This is a genomic window from Actinoplanes sp. NPDC051411 (assembly GCF_040682075.1).
GTDB lineage: Bacteria > Actinomycetota > Actinomycetes > Mycobacteriales > Micromonosporaceae > Actinoplanes.
Map to the genome: position 1 here is coordinate 23,570 of NZ_JBFBAD010000001.1, position 17,989 is coordinate 41,558.

General features: G+C 71.7%; 15 protein-coding genes. 2 read left to right on the forward strand and 13 right to left on the reverse strand.

Annotated features, from left to right (window positions below; all coding sequences use genetic code 11):
• The first annotated feature begins 143 nt into the window (after positions 1 to 143).
• On the forward strand, positions 144 to 1,610 hold the full coding sequence (locus tag AB0M88_RS00105; RefSeq protein ID WP_364093051.1) for a cytosine permease: 1,467 nt from the start codon (positions 144 to 146) through the stop codon (positions 1,608 to 1,610).
• 570 nt (positions 1,611 to 2,180) lie between these two features.
• On the opposite strand, the gene AB0M88_RS00110 is transcribed toward AB0M88_RS00105, so the two are convergent.
• From AB0M88_RS00110 to AB0M88_RS00120, 3 genes are all read right to left on the reverse strand, one after another.
• Positions 2,181 to 3,548: a hypothetical protein gene (locus AB0M88_RS00110; RefSeq protein ID WP_364093054.1), complete on the reverse strand. Its 1,368-nt coding sequence runs from the start codon at positions 3,546 to 3,548 to the stop codon at positions 2,181 to 2,183.
• Positions 3,549 to 3,643: 95 nt separating this feature from the next.
• Positions 3,644 to 5,440, reverse strand: coding sequence for a caspase family protein (locus tag AB0M88_RS00115; protein ID WP_364093057.1), 1,797 nt, complete (start codon positions 5,438 to 5,440; stop codon positions 3,644 to 3,646).
• 2 nt (positions 5,441 to 5,442) lie between these two features.
• The gene (locus AB0M88_RS00120) at positions 5,443 to 6,213 is read right to left on the reverse strand and encodes a hypothetical protein (RefSeq protein ID WP_364093060.1); all 771 of its coding nucleotides are present in this window, start codon (positions 6,211 to 6,213) and stop codon (positions 5,443 to 5,445) included.
• Between the two features lie 64 nt (positions 6,214 to 6,277).
• Between AB0M88_RS00120 and AB0M88_RS00125 the strand changes: the two genes are divergently transcribed.
• Positions 6,278 to 8,110 (forward strand): caspase family protein, encoded by a 1,833-nt coding sequence (locus tag AB0M88_RS00125; protein WP_364093063.1) that lies wholly within the window; start codon positions 6,278 to 6,280, stop codon positions 8,108 to 8,110.
• Here AB0M88_RS00125 and AB0M88_RS00130 read toward each other — a convergent pair.
• Genes AB0M88_RS00130 through AB0M88_RS00175 form a run of 10 tightly spaced genes read right to left on the reverse strand, consistent with a single transcriptional unit; the run spans position 8,100 to position 17,987 of the window.
• Positions 8,100 to 8,783, reverse strand: a complete 684-nt coding sequence (locus AB0M88_RS00130; protein ID WP_364093066.1) for a GntR family transcriptional regulator — start codon at positions 8,781 to 8,783, stop codon at positions 8,100 to 8,102. The genes AB0M88_RS00125 and AB0M88_RS00130 overlap by 11 nt on opposite strands.
• Positions 8,780 to 9,589 (reverse strand): DUF4438 domain-containing protein, encoded by an 810-nt coding sequence (locus AB0M88_RS00135; protein WP_364093069.1) that lies wholly within the window; start codon positions 9,587 to 9,589, stop codon positions 8,780 to 8,782. Before AB0M88_RS00135 ends, AB0M88_RS00130 begins: the two co-directional genes overlap by 4 nt.
• Complete coding sequence (locus AB0M88_RS00140) at positions 9,586 to 10,419, reverse strand: DUF4438 domain-containing protein (protein ID WP_364093072.1); 834 nt, start codon at positions 10,417 to 10,419, stop codon at positions 9,586 to 9,588. Before AB0M88_RS00140 ends, AB0M88_RS00135 begins: the two co-directional genes overlap by 4 nt.
• Complete coding sequence (locus AB0M88_RS00145; protein ID WP_364093075.1) at positions 10,416 to 11,756, reverse strand: TldD/PmbA family protein; 1,341 nt, start codon at positions 11,754 to 11,756, stop codon at positions 10,416 to 10,418. The genes AB0M88_RS00140 and AB0M88_RS00145 overlap by 4 nt, the downstream gene beginning before the upstream one ends.
• Positions 11,756 to 13,225 (reverse strand): TldD/PmbA family protein, encoded by a 1,470-nt coding sequence (locus tag AB0M88_RS00150; protein WP_364093078.1) that lies wholly within the window; start codon positions 13,223 to 13,225, stop codon positions 11,756 to 11,758. The genes AB0M88_RS00145 and AB0M88_RS00150 overlap by 1 nt, the downstream gene beginning before the upstream one ends.
• Entirely contained in the window at positions 13,222 to 14,343 is a 1,122-nt protein-coding gene (locus AB0M88_RS00155) for a Gfo/Idh/MocA family oxidoreductase (RefSeq protein WP_364093081.1), read from the reverse strand. The genes AB0M88_RS00150 and AB0M88_RS00155 overlap by 4 nt, the downstream gene beginning before the upstream one ends.
• An 18-nt stretch (positions 14,344 to 14,361) precedes the next feature.
• Positions 14,362 to 15,288, reverse strand: a complete 927-nt coding sequence (locus AB0M88_RS00160; RefSeq protein WP_364093084.1) for an ABC transporter permease — start codon at positions 15,286 to 15,288, stop codon at positions 14,362 to 14,364.
• Between the two features lies 1 nt (position 15,289).
• Positions 15,290 to 16,195, reverse strand: coding sequence for an ABC transporter permease (locus AB0M88_RS00165; RefSeq protein WP_364093087.1), 906 nt, complete (start codon positions 16,193 to 16,195; stop codon positions 15,290 to 15,292).
• A complete protein-coding gene (locus tag AB0M88_RS00170) occupies positions 16,192 to 17,013 on the reverse strand; it encodes an ATP-binding cassette domain-containing protein (RefSeq protein WP_364093090.1) in 822 nt (273 codons plus the stop codon). Before AB0M88_RS00170 ends, AB0M88_RS00165 begins: the two co-directional genes overlap by 4 nt.
• On the reverse strand, positions 17,010 to 17,987 hold the full coding sequence (locus AB0M88_RS00175) for an ABC transporter ATP-binding protein (RefSeq protein WP_364093092.1): 978 nt from the start codon (positions 17,985 to 17,987) through the stop codon (positions 17,010 to 17,012). The genes AB0M88_RS00170 and AB0M88_RS00175 overlap by 4 nt, the downstream gene beginning before the upstream one ends.
• Positions 17,988 to 17,989 lie beyond the last annotated feature (2 nt).

Here is a 17,989-nt window from a genome sequence, read left to right on the forward strand (position 1 = left end):
CTTCTTTTACGCCCCGATGGAAGCGGCGGCGGTTCCGGGACTGCGACGAAGAACTCCATCGGCCGGATGTTCAGGTGACCGTTCCGCGCGGCAAGATGACCATAGATGCCCTCCGGAGAGGGCCCCGCACGAGGCGGTAGGCGATGGCCAGCACACCGACGATGACCGGCACGACGGCCGGCATAGAGCTCAAGGGCATCGAGATCGTCACCGAGCAGGAGCGGTCCGGAACGCCGCGGTCGCTGTTCTGGCCCTGGTTCGCGTCGAACATCTCGGTGCTCGGCGTCAGCTACGGCGCGTTCACGCTCGGCTTCGGCATCTCGTTCGCGCAGGCCCTGATCGCCGGGGTGGTGGGCGTCGTGGTGTCGTTCGCGCTGTGCGGCGTGATCGCACTGGCCGGCAAGCGGGGCTCGGCGCCGACCATGGTGCTCTCGCGGGCCGCCTTCGGGGTCAACGGCAACCGCCTCACCGCCGGGCTGTCCTGGCTGCTCACGGTGGGCTGGGAGACCGTCCTGGTGATCCTGGCGACGCTCGCCACCGCGACCGTCTTCTCCCGGCTGGGCTGGGGCGGCGGCACCGCCACCAAGGTCATCGCGCTGATCGTGGTCTCGGTGGTCACCGTGCTGGCCGGGGTGGCCGGCTTCGCCGCGGTCATGCGCCTGCAGACGGTCATCACGGTGGTGACCGCGATCCTCACGGTCGTCTACATCGTGCTCGCGGCCGGGCACATCCACTGGTCGGCGGTGTCGGCTCTGCCCTCCGGGTCGGCTCAGCAGGTGATCGGCGCGCTGGTCTTCCTGATGACCGGCTTCGGGCTGGGCTGGGTCAACGCGGCCGCGGACTACTCGCGCTATCTGCCGCGTACGGCATCCGGCCGGGGCGTTTTCGCCTGGACGACCTTCGGGGCCGCGCTCGGACCGGTGGTCCTGCTGATTTTCGGGCTGCTGCTGGCCGGCTCGTCGAAGGACCTGTCCGACGCGGTCGGCGCCGACCCCATCGGGGCCCTGACCACGATCCTGCCGACCTGGTTCCTGGTGCCGTTCGCGATCGCCGCCGTGCTCGGGCTGATCGGCGGCGCGGTGCTCGACATCTACTCCTCCGGGCTCGCCCTGCTCACCGCCGGCGTCCGCATTCCGCGCTACCTGGCCGCCGGCGTCGACGGGATCATTATGATCGCGGGAACGATCTACGTGGTCTTCTTCGGCACCAGCTTCATCGGCGAGTTCCAGGGCTTCCTGATCACCCTCGGCGTGCCGATCGCGGCCTGGTGCGGCGTGATGCTGGCCGACGTGGCCCTGCGCCGCCGCGACTACGCGGAGGACGAGTTGTTCGATCCGCGCGGCCGCTACGGCAGCGTGCGCCCGCTGCCCCTGGCGCTGGTCATCGTCGGCACGGCGATCGGCTGGGGTCTGGTCACCAACACGTTCGCGGGCTGGCTCGACTGGCAGGGCTACCTGCTCGGGCCGTTCGGGCTCGGCGGCAAGGACGGCGCGTGGGCCTTCGCCGGGCTCGGCATTCTCGTCGCCCTGGTGATCGGGCTGCTGGGCACGCTCATCGGCAGCGCCGGCCGGATCCGCCGGGAGGAGGCCCGGCTTTCCGGCGCGGCGTGACCGGTCCGCGAGGTCACCGGTGGGTGCGCCGCAACGGTGGTCGAGGAAGAACCGCCAGGCGAGCACGCCCGCGAAGCCGCCGCCGTTCGACTTGCCGGACACGTAGACGCGGGCGGGGTCGACGCACAGTTGGCGCTGGAGCTGGTTGAGGATGTCGCTGGTGAACAGCACGTCGTCGGCGCCGGATGAATAGGGCGCGCCCTGGAACGAGGGCTCGCCGTCGGTGCCGATCGTGCCCTGCGGATAGGCGACGATCGCGTCCCGCCGGTCCATCTGGGTGAGCTCTTCCTGGTACTCGCTGGTGCGGGTACGCCCGTGGAAGGAGAGCTCCTTCCCCGCCCGCCCAGGCGGCCGGTGCGGGGCCGGTGAGCAGCAGCAGTCCGGAGACGGCCGCGAGCAGGAGCTTTTGTCCGACCATGGGGATGGGTCTCCTCTCGTCTCGCTGGCGACGAGATCGCCGAGACCCGGCGGCGGGGTGCCGCCGGGCCTTGCCCATCACTGTGTGCCGGATTCAATCGACGGTTATCGTTGTGTTCATTCTGTCCCCGGCTCGGCCGGTTCGGTCCCGGCTCAGCCGGCGAAGTTGGTGTCCAGCCAGCTGCCCAGGTAGTTGAAGGTCTCGCCGACGGTGTCGCCGAACTCGCCCGGGGTGGTGGCGCAGGCGGTGCACGGGGTGAAGCCGTGCGAGGCGCCCTCGACGAAGACCAGCTTCTTGTTCGTGGTGCCGACCGCGTTCTGGAAGTACATCTCCGAGGGCACCAGCCAGTAGTGGCCGGTCATCGACATGATCAGCAGCGGCGAGCGGATGCCGCGGACGTTGGCGACCGTGGCCGTGTTGGTCGACGCCCAGTCGATGCCGCTGATCGAGTCGGCGGTCACCTTCAGGGCGGGCGCCCGGACCGCGGCGATCGAGAGGAACGAGTTCGCGCTGAAGTCGCCCTTCGAGCGGTCCCAGGCGTTGTTGCCGGCCTGGTCGGCCGACGGCACCCGCACCGAGTCGACGACCTGCGGGGCGCTGCCGTCCGGGTGCTGCGGCGAGATCAGCGGGTACGCGCCCTTGGTGTGGGCGATCAGCGCGGTGTCGGCCTCCCAGATGCGGGCGCTGTCCCGGCCGACCGGCATGGGGGCGTCGTCGGTGTACTGCCCGTTGCCGCGGGCGATCTGCTTCCGCAGCGCCTGGGCCTGGGTGACGAGCTTCGCCTCCCGCTTGCCCTGGGCGGACAGGTAGCGGTTGATGAACGCCGGGCTGTAGGCCGAGTCGCCGTTCGGCTGGTAGCCGTTGGCCGCGCTGAACATGTCGTTCGCCTCGTTGCGGACCCGCAGGTTGTTCTCGTTGGTGACCGAGGCGTCGAGCGCGGTCAGGTCGGAGAACGCGATGCCCGGGATGGCGTCGAGCAGGGCCACGCCGTCGGCCGCGGGCAGGCCGGCCAGGTCGTCGCCGCAGGGGTCGAGACGGGCCGGGTCCTGGCAGGCGACGAGGCCGTTCTGGGCGACGTTCTCGTAGTAGGACATGATGGCGCCGCCGCCGCTCCAGCCGACCAGCACGACCTTCTTCACGGTCGGCAGCGACCGCAGGTAGGTCACGCTGCCGCCGACGTCCTTGGCCAGGTCGTCCCAGTTCGCGGCGGCCTGGTCGGCGTACTGGCTCTTGACGCAGAGCACGGTGAAGCCGCGCTGCGCCAGCTGCACGCAGGGCACGCTGCCGATGAAGTCGTTGTTCTCGTGGGTCAGGAAGAGCCCGATCGACTGGTTCGCGCCGGGCTTCACCGGCTGGTAGAGCGCGCCGATGGCCTGGGCGGGGCCGATCAGCACGGTCGAGGTCGTGTAGGAGCCGGGGGCCGCTGCCGGGGTGCCGGCCTTTCCGGTCGTCGCGGGGAGCGCGACCGAGCCGATCAGGACCAGGGCTGCCGCCCCGATCTTGAGTCTGGACAAGTGCATGTCAATGCCTCGCTGTCGTCGAGGGAGATCACTCGTGCGCACGACGTGACGAGACCCTAACGCTATGATGGTCTGACCATTAGGTCAATAGGGGTCTATGGCCGGCCCGACGGGGGATCCAGATGGACGCTCCAGGGTGAGCGGCCCGAACCGTCCGCGACTTCGAGTGATCGGCTGAGGCGGCGGGCGACCAGGCTGTGGGGCAGTCGTTCGCCGAGCACGATCCGGGCCGCACGGGTACGCCCCGCGGCGAGGAGCCGCTGCGCCCGATCCAGAACGAGCATGGCCGGTTCGTCGTGGGCGAGCGCCGAATCGAAGTAGGCCACCCGCAGGCGTGCGTCGTCGAAGACGACGGCGGCGGTCACACCCGGAACCGCGGGAAGCTGGAGCCGATGCTCGCCGAATCGGAGTTCGAGAACGGTCGTGAGCGGCCCGGTGGGAAACCGTGGGGCCGAGCTGGGTGACCGGAAGACCGCCTCGATGAAGCCATCGGTCTGATGGGCCAGCACCTGCGATGGCTCCGGTCCGCGGACGAGGCAGACGAACTCGTCCGGGTCGACGTCGCCGGTCGAATCACTGGCCAACCGGGCGGCCGCCCCGGCCCAGGACGCCGCGGCCGGGCGGTCGGACGGGTGGGGCAGGGTCAGGTGCAACTCGGTCTCGTAGTCCGCCATGACGTCCAGCGGTTCCCACCGTTCACGGCCGTTGGCGTCGGTGACCAGCACCAGGTACTGACCCTCGGTGAGATCACCGGACAGTGGCGGAAGACCGGCCAGGACCGGCCGGCCGGGAACCGTCCGCACCTCGATCGCGGCCATCGGATCGTCCGCGGTCACCGCCACGATGCCCACGCCGGGCCGGGCTCCCCGCGTCGGATCATCGAAATGCCGGAGAAACCGGCTCCGCGCCCGGAGAGGGAGCATGACGTGCCGGTCGGCGTAGACGTCGACGGCCACGCGGCCCCAGTCGTCGCCGTGGGTTGCTTTCACCACCTGGCGGCGGGGCGGGACGGTGAACCTCGCCGGGGTGGGACCAGGCTGGGTGAACCGAACGGCGTCCGGCTCGGCCGGATCCCAGTGGCTCACCTCGACCAGCAGGTCGGCCGAGGCGGCGCTCGGAGCCGGGTCGACGTCGACGGTCAGGCGCACCGGGCCGAAGTGGCCCTCCGGGAAGCGGGCCAGGACCGGGTCGCGGGCGGCGCCCTCGTCGTGGGGGTCCTGGTCGCGCAGGCGGGCGTTCACGTACGCGACGAGGCTCGACCAGGTCACGACGTACGGTAGGAAGCTGTCCTCGAGGTAGCGCTTCGCGGAATCGCGGCCGGCCAGGCCGTCGAGCAGAGCGGCCGTGAGGCCGCCGCCGCGAGCCCGCCCGCCCGGCTGGGTGGCCTGCAACAGGTAAAGGCCGGGCGTGCGCCGGCCGGCGGTCAGCGGGTCGCGCCCGATGCCGCCGACCTGGAACGGCTCGCGGAAAGGAAAGTTCCGGCAGGCGTCGAGGACGACCACCACCTCACGGAACCGGGACAGCCGCAGTCGGCGCAGCAGATCGTCGACGCCGACGGTGCCCGCGGACGGATCGGCGCCGACGAAGTCGGTGAAGGCCAGCACGTCGGTGGCCAGCGCCGGGTTGAGCGGGTCGGTCCGGCCGCCGTGCCCGGCGAAATAGACGTAGAGCCGGTCCGATTCCACATCGGTGCGCGCGACGAGCCGGCCGATCTCGGCCGCGAATCGCGATCGTCCGGGCGAGAGCAGCAGGGCCGAGTTCTCGGCCGGCACGCCGCCCGCACCGGTCAGCCACGCGTGCATCGCGCGGGCGTCGCCGACCGCGCCGGTGAGGTCGCCGTCGGGGACGTGGGGATAGGCGTCGCAGCCGACGACCAGGGCGTGTGCGGCCATGTTCAGGCCAGCCGGAACTCGTCGCCGGTGAGGAAGGAGTAGGTGTCGTCCTCGTCGCCCAGGCCGCGGATCTCGCCCGCCGCGTGCATCTGCTCATTGATCCAGATCCGGTCGGGGGCCAGGTTGAGCCGGGCCGCCTTGGCCGCGACGGTCAGCGTGGTCTTGCCGGTGAAGGTCATGCGCGACGAACGGTGGCTCTCGACGGTGACCGCGACGTCGCCGCCGACCATCGCCTGGATCGCCGGGATGTCGACGTCGACGCCCTTCGTGCCGTCGCGGACGAACTCGACCTCGAGGGCCCGCGCCCGCAGCGCCCCGACCACCACATAGATCCGGCCCGCGGCCAGCAGGTCGGCGGCGTTGTGCAGGTCGGGCCGGAGGTCGGCCAGAAAGAGCCGGCGGTCGAGCGAGGCCAGGTCGACCCGGTCCGACACCACTTTGGTGTACGAGTAGCGCACGCCGGTCACGTTCTCGCTCTGCACGCTGATTCCCGCGTCGCCGCCCAGGGCCTGGATCAGCGACGAGACCACGTTGAGCCCGAGGCCCAGTTTCGCGGTCGACCCGGTCGCGCCGGAGGTGTCGACCACCGGCTGATCACGATAGACACGCGCCTCGGCCGGCATCGCGAGCACCTCGTCGAGCCGGCTGTAGCGGTCGAGCGACCCGTCCCGGGCGCGGGTGAGCACATCGAACACCTGAACGTCGTGGGTGGGCATCGCGACCGGCAGGTAGTGGCGATCGGGCAGGAACGAGCGTGCGGCGTGCCGGAACATGGAGGGAACCTTCCCCGTGTCCGTCAGATCGTGTCAAGACGACCATCCGGGGGAGGCACCACCGATGCGCAGGGCACTCCTGATCGGAGCACAGACGTACGGGCTGCGGGGGGTCGAGCCGGACGTCGCCGCGATGGCGGCCGCCCTCGGCCCGCTGGGCTTCACCGTGTGCCGCCGCATCGGCCCGGAGGCCACCCGCCGGGGGATCCTCGACGCGTACCGCCGGCTGATCGACGAGACGGGCCCGGGCGACAGCGCCCTGGTCTATTTCTCGGGCCACGGCGGCTTCGTCGAGCCCGGCCCCGGCGAGGCGCCCCGGCCGGGCGACAACCGCCGTCAGTTCATCGTGCCGACCGACTTCGAGGAGTCGGCGCCGGGCGACTTCCGGGGCGTCGGCGCGGTCGAGTTGTCGGCCCTGCTGGCCGAGCTCACCACGAAGACCGGGAACGCCGCGGTGATCCTCGACTGCTGCCACGCCGCGGTGATGTCGCGGGGCGACCTGGGCCAGGCCCGGGTGCGGCAGATCGGCGCGGTGCGGGCCGACCTGGACGATCTACGCCGCCAGGCGCTGGCCGACGGCCTGCGCCTGGATCTGGTGCGGCGCGAGGGCAACGAGACGGCGGTCCGGCTGGTCGCGTGCGCCCAGGAGGAGGCGGCGCACGAGATCCGCCGCGGTGACGGGTCACCGGTTCACAACGGCGTGCTGACGCTGGCGCTGGCGCAGGCCCTGGGCGAGGCGGCCGGCCGGCGGGTGACGTGGTCACGGCTGTTCGGCCGGGTGCAGCACCTGATGCGGATGCTGCTGCCGCATCAGCGCCCGACCATCGAAGGACCGTCGCGGCGGCTGCTGTTCGAGACCGGGACCGAGGATTCGGCCGACTGGCTCTATGTCACCGACACCGGGGACGAGCGGGCGAGCCTGGCCGGCGCGCTGCTGCTCGGGGTCCAGCCGGGCGACGAGTTCGCGATCCGCTCCGGCTCCGGAGACGCCGTCGCCACGCTGCGGATCGATCGGATCGACCCGCGGGCGGCGTCGGGCCCGCTCATCTTCGACGGGCTTCCGGAGCCGCTGCCGGCCGACGCCCGGGCCTACCGCACCCGGGGCATGGCCGCGCGCATCCCGGTGCGCCTGCCGGCGTCGCTGCGGGAGGCGATCGGCCCGGCGGACTTCCTGGCCGGGCCGGCCGAGGAAGCCGCGGTCGAGGTGGTGGAGTCGGCCGACGGCTCGCTGACCATCCACGACCGGATCGGCCCGCTGCACCGCCCTCGCCGGCCCGGGCCGGACACGACCGCGCGCCTGCGGGCCGACCTCAACCGGATCGGCCGCGCCACCGCACTGGCCGGCCTCCGGGACGAGGAACCGAGAGGCAATTTCGACCCGCCGGTCGACATCGAATGGGGGTCGGTGCGGCCCGGCGGCCCGCATTCTCTTCCCGTACGCGGCGCCACCGTGCGAGCCGGCGAACTCGTCTACTTCCGGATCCGCAACAACGCGACGGCCGCGGTCTACGTGTCGCTGATCGACATCGGGGTCTCGTACGCGGTCGGCGTGCTCTCCGAGCTCGACCCGCGCGGCATCAAGGTCGGCGCCGGGCAGGAGTACGTCTACGGCGTGGACGACCTGACCGGCCGGCTGGTCGGCGCGGAGCTGAGCTGGCCGGACGCGATCGACCCGGGTGCGCCGCGCCCGGAGACGATCCTGGTGCTGATCACCGCCGAGCCGCACGACGTGACCGTGCTGGCCCAGGACGGAGTGCGCGGCCGGGGCGGGTCCCGGTCGGCCCTGGACGAGCTGCTCGAACACTTCGGGGCCGGCGGCAGCCGCGAGTTCCGTCGTGCCGCCCGCTACTGCCTGCGGACGATCGAGTTCACCGCCGATCCCGGGGTCACGGGTTGAGGGCCGAGTGGGACTGCAGGACGCCCGCCTCGGCCATGCTGTCGACCGTGCCCAGGTAGTGGTCCTCCAGGGTGCGGATGAAGTCGTCGGCCGAGCCGGTGCGGAACGAGTCGGTGACCTCCTGGTGGCGCCGCACCGCCTCGGTGAGGTCGATGTGCTGGCGGTCGATCGACGACCGCATCAGGGCGCCCATCTGGGCGTCGAGCGTGCGCCAGAGCGCGGCCAGCCGGTGTTTGCCGGCCGCGTCGACGATGCAGCTGTGGAACTCGGTGTCGAGGTCGATCATCGCGGCCACGTCGCCGATCGCGACGGTCGCCGACATCTTGTCGACGACCTCCTGCATGCGGGCGACCACCGGGTCCTTGTGCAGGGTCAGCAGGCGGGCCGCGCCGGCCTCGAGCACGAAGCGGGCGTAGCAGGCGTCCCGGATGTCCTCGTATGACATGCGGGTCACCACGCTGTGCCGCCGGGGCGAGATGTCGACCAGGCCGTCGACGCTCAGCTGGCGCAGTGCCTCACGGACCGTCGACCGGCTGACCCCGAGCTCCTCGGCCAGCGGCGCCTCGATCAGGCGCTGGCCCGCCTCGTATTCGTTGTTGAGGATTTTGCGCCGAAGGACGAGGTAGACCGCCTGCGGGAGGGAGCGGTGAAGGACGTTCGCGGGGTCGGTCATGGCCGGAATTCTAGGTCGTCGGAGCCGATACCTCGGTGCTGGTCGCCCTGGATGTCCACGGACAGTGACTCGCGGGGCCCGCACAGGATCGGCATCAGCCCGGGACCGTGCCCGGGGAGGGGGCTGGCGCCGTGCACGATCACGCCCACGGTGCGCCGGCCGCGGCGGTAACCGGCGTTGTGGCGTACGTCGAGATCGTCGACCGCGACCAGATCGCCCAGCTTGAGCCCCGGGATGTCCTCGGGACCGATCTGCAGGTCGAGGTCCCACATCTGGGCGGGCCGGCCGATCCCGTTGCCGACCACGGCCGACGGGACAACGGCCCGAACCCCGGCGGCGGTCAGCCGGTCGAGGAGCAGCGGCTCGATGTTCATCATCGTGACCTCCGCCGAGGGATGGACGGCCCCCTGCCCGTGGGCCCGGACCAGGATCGGGTCGCCGGGCAGCAGGAGGCGCAGCACGTCGTCGGGGAAGACGACGATCACCCGGCCCTGCTCGCCCCGCTTGCCGAGCACCCGGCCCCGCGCCCCGGCCGCCGCCCCGCCGTGCACGACCGCCTCGTTGCCCAGGCAGGCGAACGCGGTCAGCGCGTGCCGGGCCGCCTGGTCGCGGTGCTCCAGCGTGACGCCGGGCGCCGCGTGGTCGGCGTCGTGCGCGAACACCCCGTCGCCCAGGTGCACGCCGAGCACGATGCCGGCCGTGCCGACCGGGACGTAGGGATGGCCGTCGACGTCGATCAGGTAGGGCGACGACGGCATCGTGGGCGTCTCGACCACGCCACTGAGGTTCATGGCGACCGTTTTCACGATGCCCCTTTCAGAGAGAACGCCGAGGCCGGGCCGGACAGGATCGTCGAGGGCCCGGGCCCGTGGCCGAACAGCCGGCAGTGCCCGGTGCTGATCACGCCGATGGTCAGGTAGCCGGGCCGGTAGCCGCGGCCGAAGCGGTGGTCCTGGTCCTCGAGCGCCACGAGGTCGCCCAGGCGCAGCGACTCCAGGCCGAGCGACAGGTCGTCGCCCTGACCGGCGTAGGCGCCCATCAGGTCGGTGTTGGCGAACTCGGACACCATGCCGGCGCCCGCCCCGACCGCGGCCGCCGGCACTTCTGCCGCGACGGAAACGGAAAGCCGCCCGTCGGCGTCGGTGCGGATCGGCAACTCGTCGAGGAACGACGGGTCGAGGTTCTTGGCGACGATCGACGGGTGGTCGGTCAGGCGCAGGCCCTGCCCGAACGCGGCGACGCTCACCCGGTCGCCGGGCGCGACCCGGGCCAGGTCCTCCTCGGGCATGTCGACCAGGACGTACGCGTGCTGGCCGAGCACCCGCCCGACCGCGCCGGCGGCCGGGCCGGACCGCACGGTGACCTCGTTGCCGACGCAGGTGAGGAACTGCAGCGCCATGTTGGCCCCCTCGCCCGCGGCCCGCACCGAGAGGCCGGGTTCGAGGTGGTCACTGGCGTATCCGGTTGCGGGATCGCCCGCGTGGGCGCCCAGGGTGACGCCACCCATCCCGGGCAACAGGAACGGGGTGCCGTCGGCGTCGACCCGGTAGCCGTGCCGGTCGGCCAGCGCCGGCCACACCTCGCCGGCCAGGATCTGGGTCACCAGGCGGTCCCGGTTGGTGCGAACCCCGCTCACGACGCCGCTCCGAACCGGAAGTCGTGACCCCGCAGGGCCGGCGCGGTGGCCGCGCCGTTCCAGACGTTCATCACCGGCTGGGAGCGCAACTCACGGCCGAGGCCGTCCACGCTCGCGAGCAGATCGAGTACGGAGTGGGTGAAGCGCGCGCCGGCGACCGGTGCCGCCAGCCGCCCGTTCTCGATCAGGAAGCAGCCGTCCCGCGAGACCCCGGTGATCGTGCCGGTGACCCGGTCGACCAGGCGGGTGTACCAGAAGCGCTGCACGTAGACGCCGCGCTCGACGCCGCCGATCAGCTCCTCCTCGGTCTGGTCGCCCGGGCTGAGCAGCAGGTTGGCGGCGACCGGGCGGGGCGGTTCCTCGCGGGCCACGTGCGCGTGCCCGGTCGGGGCCGTGCCGAGGGCATGCGCGGTGGCCAGGTCGGTGACCGCGGCACCCACTCTTCCCTTGTCCAGCAACGCGACCCGCGACTTCGGGGTGCCCTCGAGGTCGAAGCCGATCGGCAGCCCGGCCGGCGCCGTGGCGTCGTCGGCGACGGTCACGACGGGCGCCGCGATCTCCGCCCCCGGGCGGTCGGTGAGGAGACCGACCCCGGCCGCGGCCAGTTCGCCGGCGAAGCCGAAGTCGGGCAGGAAGCCGATCAGCTCGCCGGCCGCCTGCGGGCCGAGAACCACGGTGTAGCGGCCGTCCGGGAGCGGGCCCCGGCCCCGGCCGGCCGTCGCCTCGCGGACCGTCCGGGCGATCGCCTCCTCGATGCCGAGCGCGCCCGACGACCGGTGCAGGTCGATCCAGTGCGAGGTGCCCTCGTCGACGGTGGCGGTCATGCTGCCCGAGGCCTCGGTGGCGAGGGTGTGGTGGGCGACCCCGGCGCTGTTGACGACGGCCATCTGGGTGACCGCGCGGCCGAACATGCCGGCCGCGGCCTCGTTCTGCTTCATCGCGGACGAGGCGTACGCCGCGCGGGCGCCGGCGTCGAACGCCTCGGTGTCCTCATGCCACACCGGCAACCCGGGCGCCGCGGCCGAGGTGGCGATCGTGTGCGGCCCGGCTTCCTTCGCGCGTGCCGCGAGGGCCCGGGCCAGCTCGGCCGCCTTCCTCACCGCCGCGTCGAGCCCGCCGAGCGTGCCGCAGGCGGCCCGGGCCGCGTGGCCGTCGACGATGGCCCGCACGGTGAACTGCGTCTCGGTGATGTTCTGTGGCTGGTGGATCCGGCCGCCGGCGAAGCGCGTGTATTCGCCGGCCCGGCCGAGGAGGGCGATCTCGACCGTGTCGGCGCCCTTGGCGGCCTTGCTCAGGTCGTCCAGCAGCGTGGCCGGATCGACGGGAGGGGTGAACATCAGGCGACTCCGATCCTGAGGTCGCGGACGAGCATGGGGGCGGCGCCGTGGGACAGGAAGCCCCACTGCTTGGGCTCCCCCTTGCCGCACGGGTAGCCGAAGGCGCGGAACTCCTCCGGGCCGGCGACCGCCTCGACCGAGCCCCAGAACCGCGGGGTGATGCCGCCGTACGAGAAGTTCTTCAGCAGGCGGCCGCGGCGGCCGCGCTTGACCTCGTACGCGACCTCGGTGCCGAACTGGAAGTTGAGCCGCTGGTTGTCGATCGACCAGCTGCGGTTGTCGTCGATGTAGTAGCCGTCACCCATCCGTTCCAGCAGCTGGTCGAGGCTCCCGGCCCCGGGCTGCAGGAACACGTGGGTCGAGAAGCAGACCGGCATGTAGCCCCAGCCGTCCGAGCGGGCGGCCCCGGTCAGCGCCTGCCCGGAGCGGGCGGCCGAGTCGCGGCCGGACAGCGTGTTGCTCACGATGCCCTGGTCGATCAGATTGAAGCCACGCGCCGGGGTGCCCTCGTCGTCGAAGGCGAAGCTGCCGCGCGTGCCGGGCACGGTCGGATCCGAGGTGATGGTGACCGCGGGCGAGCCGTACCGCAAAGAGCCGATGTCCTCCGGCCGGATGAACGACGTGCCGGCGTAGTTGGCCTCGTCGCCGAGGATCCGGTCGAGCTCCAGGGCGTGGCCACTCGACTCGTGGATCTGCAGCGACACCTGCTGCGGGCCGATGACCACGTCGGCGTGCCCGGGCGGCGCGACCGGGGCGGTCAGCAGCGCGACCGCCTCCTCGCCGACCCGGGCCGCCTGGTCGGCCATGCTCAGCGACGACAGGTATTCCCAGCCCGCCGCGGCGGTGTTGCCGTGGAACGAGTTGGGGTAGCTGCGGCGCTGCACGTCGCCGTGGCCGCGGGCGGTCACCAGGAGCATCGCGCCGGTCTCGACGAAATGCTGATGCTGGCGCGAGCCCTCGCTGTCGGCGTAGTGCCGGTGCTGCCGCTTGGCGTTGACGCCGGCGTTCACCGCGGCGACCAGTGCCGGGGCGGAGGCGGCGGCGAGCCAGCCGGCGAGCAGTTCATAGCGCCGGGCCGTCGAGACCGCGAACGGGTCCTCGGTCACCGAGGTCTCGTAACTCCCGCTCGACGGTGCGCGAGGCGGAAGCGAGACCGGTTTGCCGTGCCCGGCCAGCGCGACCGCCGAGGCATGCGCGTCCCGGGCGGCGGTCTCGGCGTCGGCCACCTCGGCCAACGGCCGCGCCGCGAAACCCCACTGGCCGTCGACCAGGACTCGGACGCCGATGCCGATGTTCTGCTCGATGCGTTCGTCCGGGTCGCCGCCCAGGCTGATGTACGACCGCATCTCCTCGGCCTCGATCAGCCGCACGTCGGCGAACTCGGCCCGGCCGGCCGCGTTCAGCGCACTGTCCAAAATGGTCCGGGCCGCCGAGTCGTCGGCCAGGGAACCCCACGAGTGGGCGCTCATGCGGCGTCCAGCGGCAGGTCGACCCACGAGCGGGTACGGAAGGAACGCTCGTACGCGTTGATGGTCTCCTGCACCAGCGCGCCCTGCGCGAAGTCGCCCTGGTTGGCCGCGTCGCCGGACAGGATCTCGGTGGCGAAGTCGGCGCACAGGCAGGAATAGAAGAGGAAGTCCCAGTCCTCCTGCGAGCTGCCGCCGGCCGGGAAGAACTCCGGCGGGATCTCGCGCTCGACGAACTCGACCTCGTTCCTGGTCGCGGTCTTGATGGTCTGGCAGATGCCGAACTCGTCGACCAGCCGCACGATGATCGCGCCCTCGGAGCCGTAGACGCGGGCCTCGATGCCGGGGAAGTTGCCGACCGTCACGTACGAGGACTGGATCGACGCGAGCATGCCGTTGGCGAACTCGCCGATCCACATGTCGCCGTCGTCGATGTTCAGGCGCTGCATCTGGCCGGTGGCGCGGACCATCCGCTCGGGGACGAAGTTGCGCATCGTGCCGACGACCGACTGGAGTTCGGCGCCGCTCCACCAGTGCATGATGTCGATGACCGGGGCGCCGTAGCCCTCGATCGACGAGGTCGCGATGACATCCGGGTCGGCGTCCGGGTCGACCTGGCGCATCGGGGTGGCCGGGTCGATCCACTGGCTGTTCTGCTCGTAGCCGTTGAACATGTACGGCTGCCCGACGAAGCCCGAATCGATGAGGTGCTTGGCGTACTGGACCGCCGGCGCGTAGCGGAAAGTGAAGCCCAGCTTGGTCTTCAGGCCCTTCGACTTGGCCAGCTCGGAGAGCGCCCGGGTCTCGCGGTAGTCGTGGTGCACCGGCTTCTCGCACAGCACGTGCTTGTCGGCGGCCAGCGCGGCGGCCGAGATCTCGTAGTGGGCCTGGTTCCCCGTTGCCACGTCGATCACGTCGATGGACGGGTCATTCAAGAGGGCGCGGTAGTCGGTCTCCAGCTTGCGGACGCCGAACTTCTCACCGGCCGAGGCCAGCGCGGCGGGATCGGTGTCGGCGAGGGCGACGACCTCGACCCGGGGGTCGCGCTGCCAGCCCGGAATGTGCGCTCGCTGAGCCCATCGTCCGGCGCCGACGACGGCGACGCGCAGCTTTTCTGACATGAGGGGTCCTTTCGTGGGTCAGCGACGGACGCGCGGGTCGATCGCCGCGTAGGCGAGGTCGACCAGCAGGTTCATCACGACGATGAAGAAGGCCGCGAACAGCACGGCGCCGGTGATCATGGGGATGTCGAGGGTGCTGATGGCGTCGAAGGTGAGCTTGCCGATGCCGGGCAGGCCGAACACCGACTCGATGACGACGACGCCGCCGAGGAAGTAGCCGAGGTCCATGCCGAGCATGGTCAGCAGCGGGCTGAGCACGTTGCGGAGACAGTGGCGCAGGAGCACGACCCGCTCCGGCATGCCTTTGGCCCGCGCGGTCTGGACGTACGGGCTGCGCAGGGCTTCGAGCATGTTGGTGCGGGTGATCCGGGCGTACCAGGCCGCGCCGCCGAGGCCGAGCGTGAACGAGGGCAGGATCAGATAGTTGATGAACGGCGACGCGTAGCCGCTGAGCGGGAAGACGCTGCTCTTGTAGGCCAGCGCGTAGAGCAGTAGCAGCCCGACCCAGAACGGCGGCGCCGACAGCCCGATCAGTGAGGCGAGCGTGGTCGCCCGGTCGAGCAGTCCCTTGGGCCGGTACGCCGCGATGATGCCGACCGGCACGCCGAGCAGCACCTCCCACAGCACGCCGAGGATCGCGACCGCCGCGCTGACCGGCAGCGCGCGGAAGATCTCCCCGCGGACCGACATGCCCTGCAGGGCATAGCTGGTGCCGAGGTCGCCGTGCAGCGCCTGCTTGAGATAGATCCAGTACTGGTAGCCGATCGACCGGTCCAGGCCGAGCTCGTGGTGGATGGAGGCGACCGTGGCGGCGCTGGCGTTCGGGCCGGCGATCAGCCGGGCCGGGTCGCCCGGCACCACGTGGGTCATCAGGAAGGCGAGCGTCACCACACCGAACAGCACGACGATCGCCTGCGGGAGGCGGCGCAACAGGAAACGGCTCATGTCAGCGGCGCTCCGTCGCGGTCGGGTCGAGCAGGTCGCGCAGCCAGTCCCCGACCAGGTTGAAGGCCAGGACGGTGAGGATGAGGCAGACGCCGGGCGCGAACAGCAGCCAGGGCGCGATCTGGAAGTACTCCTTGCCCTGCTCGATCATCTGGCCCCAGGACGGGTCGGGAACCGGCACGCCGACGCCGAGGAAGGAGAGTGAGGCCTCGATCAGGATCGACGAGGCGACGCCGAGGGTGGCGTACACGATGATGGTTGGCACCAGGTGCGGGAACAGGTGCTTGCGCATGATGCGCCAGTGCGACAGGCCCAGGGTGCGGGCGGCCACGACGAACTCCCGCTCTTTGAGCGAGAGCACCAGACTTCGTACGATCCGGGCCAGTGCCGTCCAGTAGATGAGCGCGATGACGAACACGACGTTGCGCGCGCTGGGCCCGGTGACCGCGATGAGCGCGATGCAGAACAGCAGGATCGGGAACGACATGACCACGTCGGTGATCCGCATGAGCACCGTTTCGGTCCACCCGCCGAGATAGCCGGCGACGAGGCCGACCAGCACGCCGAGCACGGTCGCGAGCCCGTTGGCCAGGATGCCGATGACCAGCGAGACCCGTGCTCCGTAGAGCAGCCGGCTCAGCACGTCGCGGCCGTTCGGGTCGGCGCCGAGCGGGAAGTGGCCGCCCGGCCCGACCGGGGCGCCGTTGGCCTGCAGGCCGTCCGGATAGGTGGCCAGCGGCGGGTGCGGGGCGAGCAGCGGCGCCAGGATCGCGGCCAGCGCGAGCAGCACCAGCAGGACGATGGAGATCAGGGCCGGCCAGTCCCTTAGCAGGCTGCGCAGGGCGCGGCGGCCGAAGCCCGGCAGCGCCGGATCCGCCGTGACCGGCACGTCGAGCGGGGCGGTCATCGCGGGCCTCCCTCGGGGTCGGTGTGGCGGCGCCGGCGGCCGGCGCCGGGTTCCGGGATCGCCGCGATCAGCTCCCGGGTGTACGGGTGAGCCGGCTCGGCGAACACCGTCGGGCCGGAGCCGCTCTCGACGATCCGGCCGGCCCGCATGATGGCGATGTCGTCGGCCATGAACCGCAGGGTCGACATGTCGTGCGAGATGAACAGGTAGGCCAGCCCGTCGGCCTCCTGGAGGTCCTTGAGCAGGTTGAGGATCTGCGCGCGGACCGACACGTCGAGCGCCGACACCGCCTCGTCGCAGACCAGCACCTGCGGCCGGACCGCGAGCGCGCGGGCGATCGAAACCCGCTGCCGCTGGCCGCCCGAGATCTGATGCGGGTAACGCCGGGCGAACGCGCCCGGCAGCCCGACCCGGTCGAGCAGTTCCCGGGTGCGGACCGTGTGGTCGGGGCGGGCGACGCCGGCCGCGGTGAGCGCCTCGGCGATGTTGTCGCCCGCGGTCAGCCGCGGGTTGAGCGAGTCGTACGGGTCCTGGAACACCATCTGCATGTGCCGCCGGAACTTGCGGAGCGCCCCGCCGCGCAGCTTGGTCACCTCGTGGCCGCCGATCAGCACGCTGCCGGCCGACGACTCGACGACCCGCATGAGGGCCCGGGCCACGCTGCTCTTGCCGGAGCCGGACTCGCCGGCCAGCCCGAGGGTCTGCCCCGGCTCGATGGTGAAGCTGACGTCGTCGACCGCGGTGAAGACCTCGTGCCGCAGCCCTTTGCCCGGCCGCCGGTAGCGCACCGTCAGCCCGGCGACCGTCACGGCGCTCATGCGGCCTCCTCGGTCAGGGGAAAGTGGCAGGCGGCCAGGCGGCCCGGTGCCTTGGGTTCGAGTGCGGGATCGCTCGTGCGGCAGAGGTCCTGTACGCGCGGGCAGCGGTCGGCGAACGAGCACCGGCCGGCCGGCACGTCGCCGAACGGCGGGGCGCCCGGGATGGCCGGCAGGCGACGGGGCAACTCGCCCCGCAGCCGGGGAATCGAGTCGAGCAGCGCCCGCGTGTAGGGATGGGCGGGCCGGGCGATGATGTCGTCGGTCGGGCCGGATTCGACGACGCGGCCGGCGTACATGATGAGGAGCCGGTCGCAGAAGCTCGACACCACGCCCAGGTCGTGGCTGATCAGGATCGTCGCGGTGCCGTGCCGCTCGGTCAGCTCGTCGAGCAGGTCGAGCACCTGGGCCTGCACGGTCACGTCGAGCGCGGTCGTCGGCTCGTCGGCGATGATGAGCTTGGGCGTGCAGGCCGCCGCGATCGCGATGCACACCCGCTGCCGCATACCGCCGCTGAAGGCGTGCGGATAGTCGCGCAGCCGCCGCTCGGCGTCGGCGATTCCGACCGTACGCAACAGGCGTGCGGCCTCGCCGCGCGCCGCCGACCGGGACAGACCGCGATGCCGGCGAAGTCCCTCGGTGACCTGGGTTCCGATGCGCAGCAAGGGATTGAGGCTGGACATCGGGTCCTGGAAGACCATGGCGATCTCGGCGCCGCGCCAGTCCGCGAGCTGGGTGGAGTCGAAGGTGAGGACGTCGGTGCCGGCGAAGCGCACCTCGCCGCCGACGTCGGCCCCCGGCGGCAGCAGCCGCATCACCGCCTGCGCGGTGACCGACTTGCCGGAGCCCGACTCGCCGACGATGCCCACCCGCTCACCGGCGGCCACCTCGAACGAGACGCCGCGCACCGCGGAGGAGCGGCTGCCGTCCCGTCCGAAGCCGACGGTCAGCCCGTCGACCTCAAGTAGCGTTGTCACAT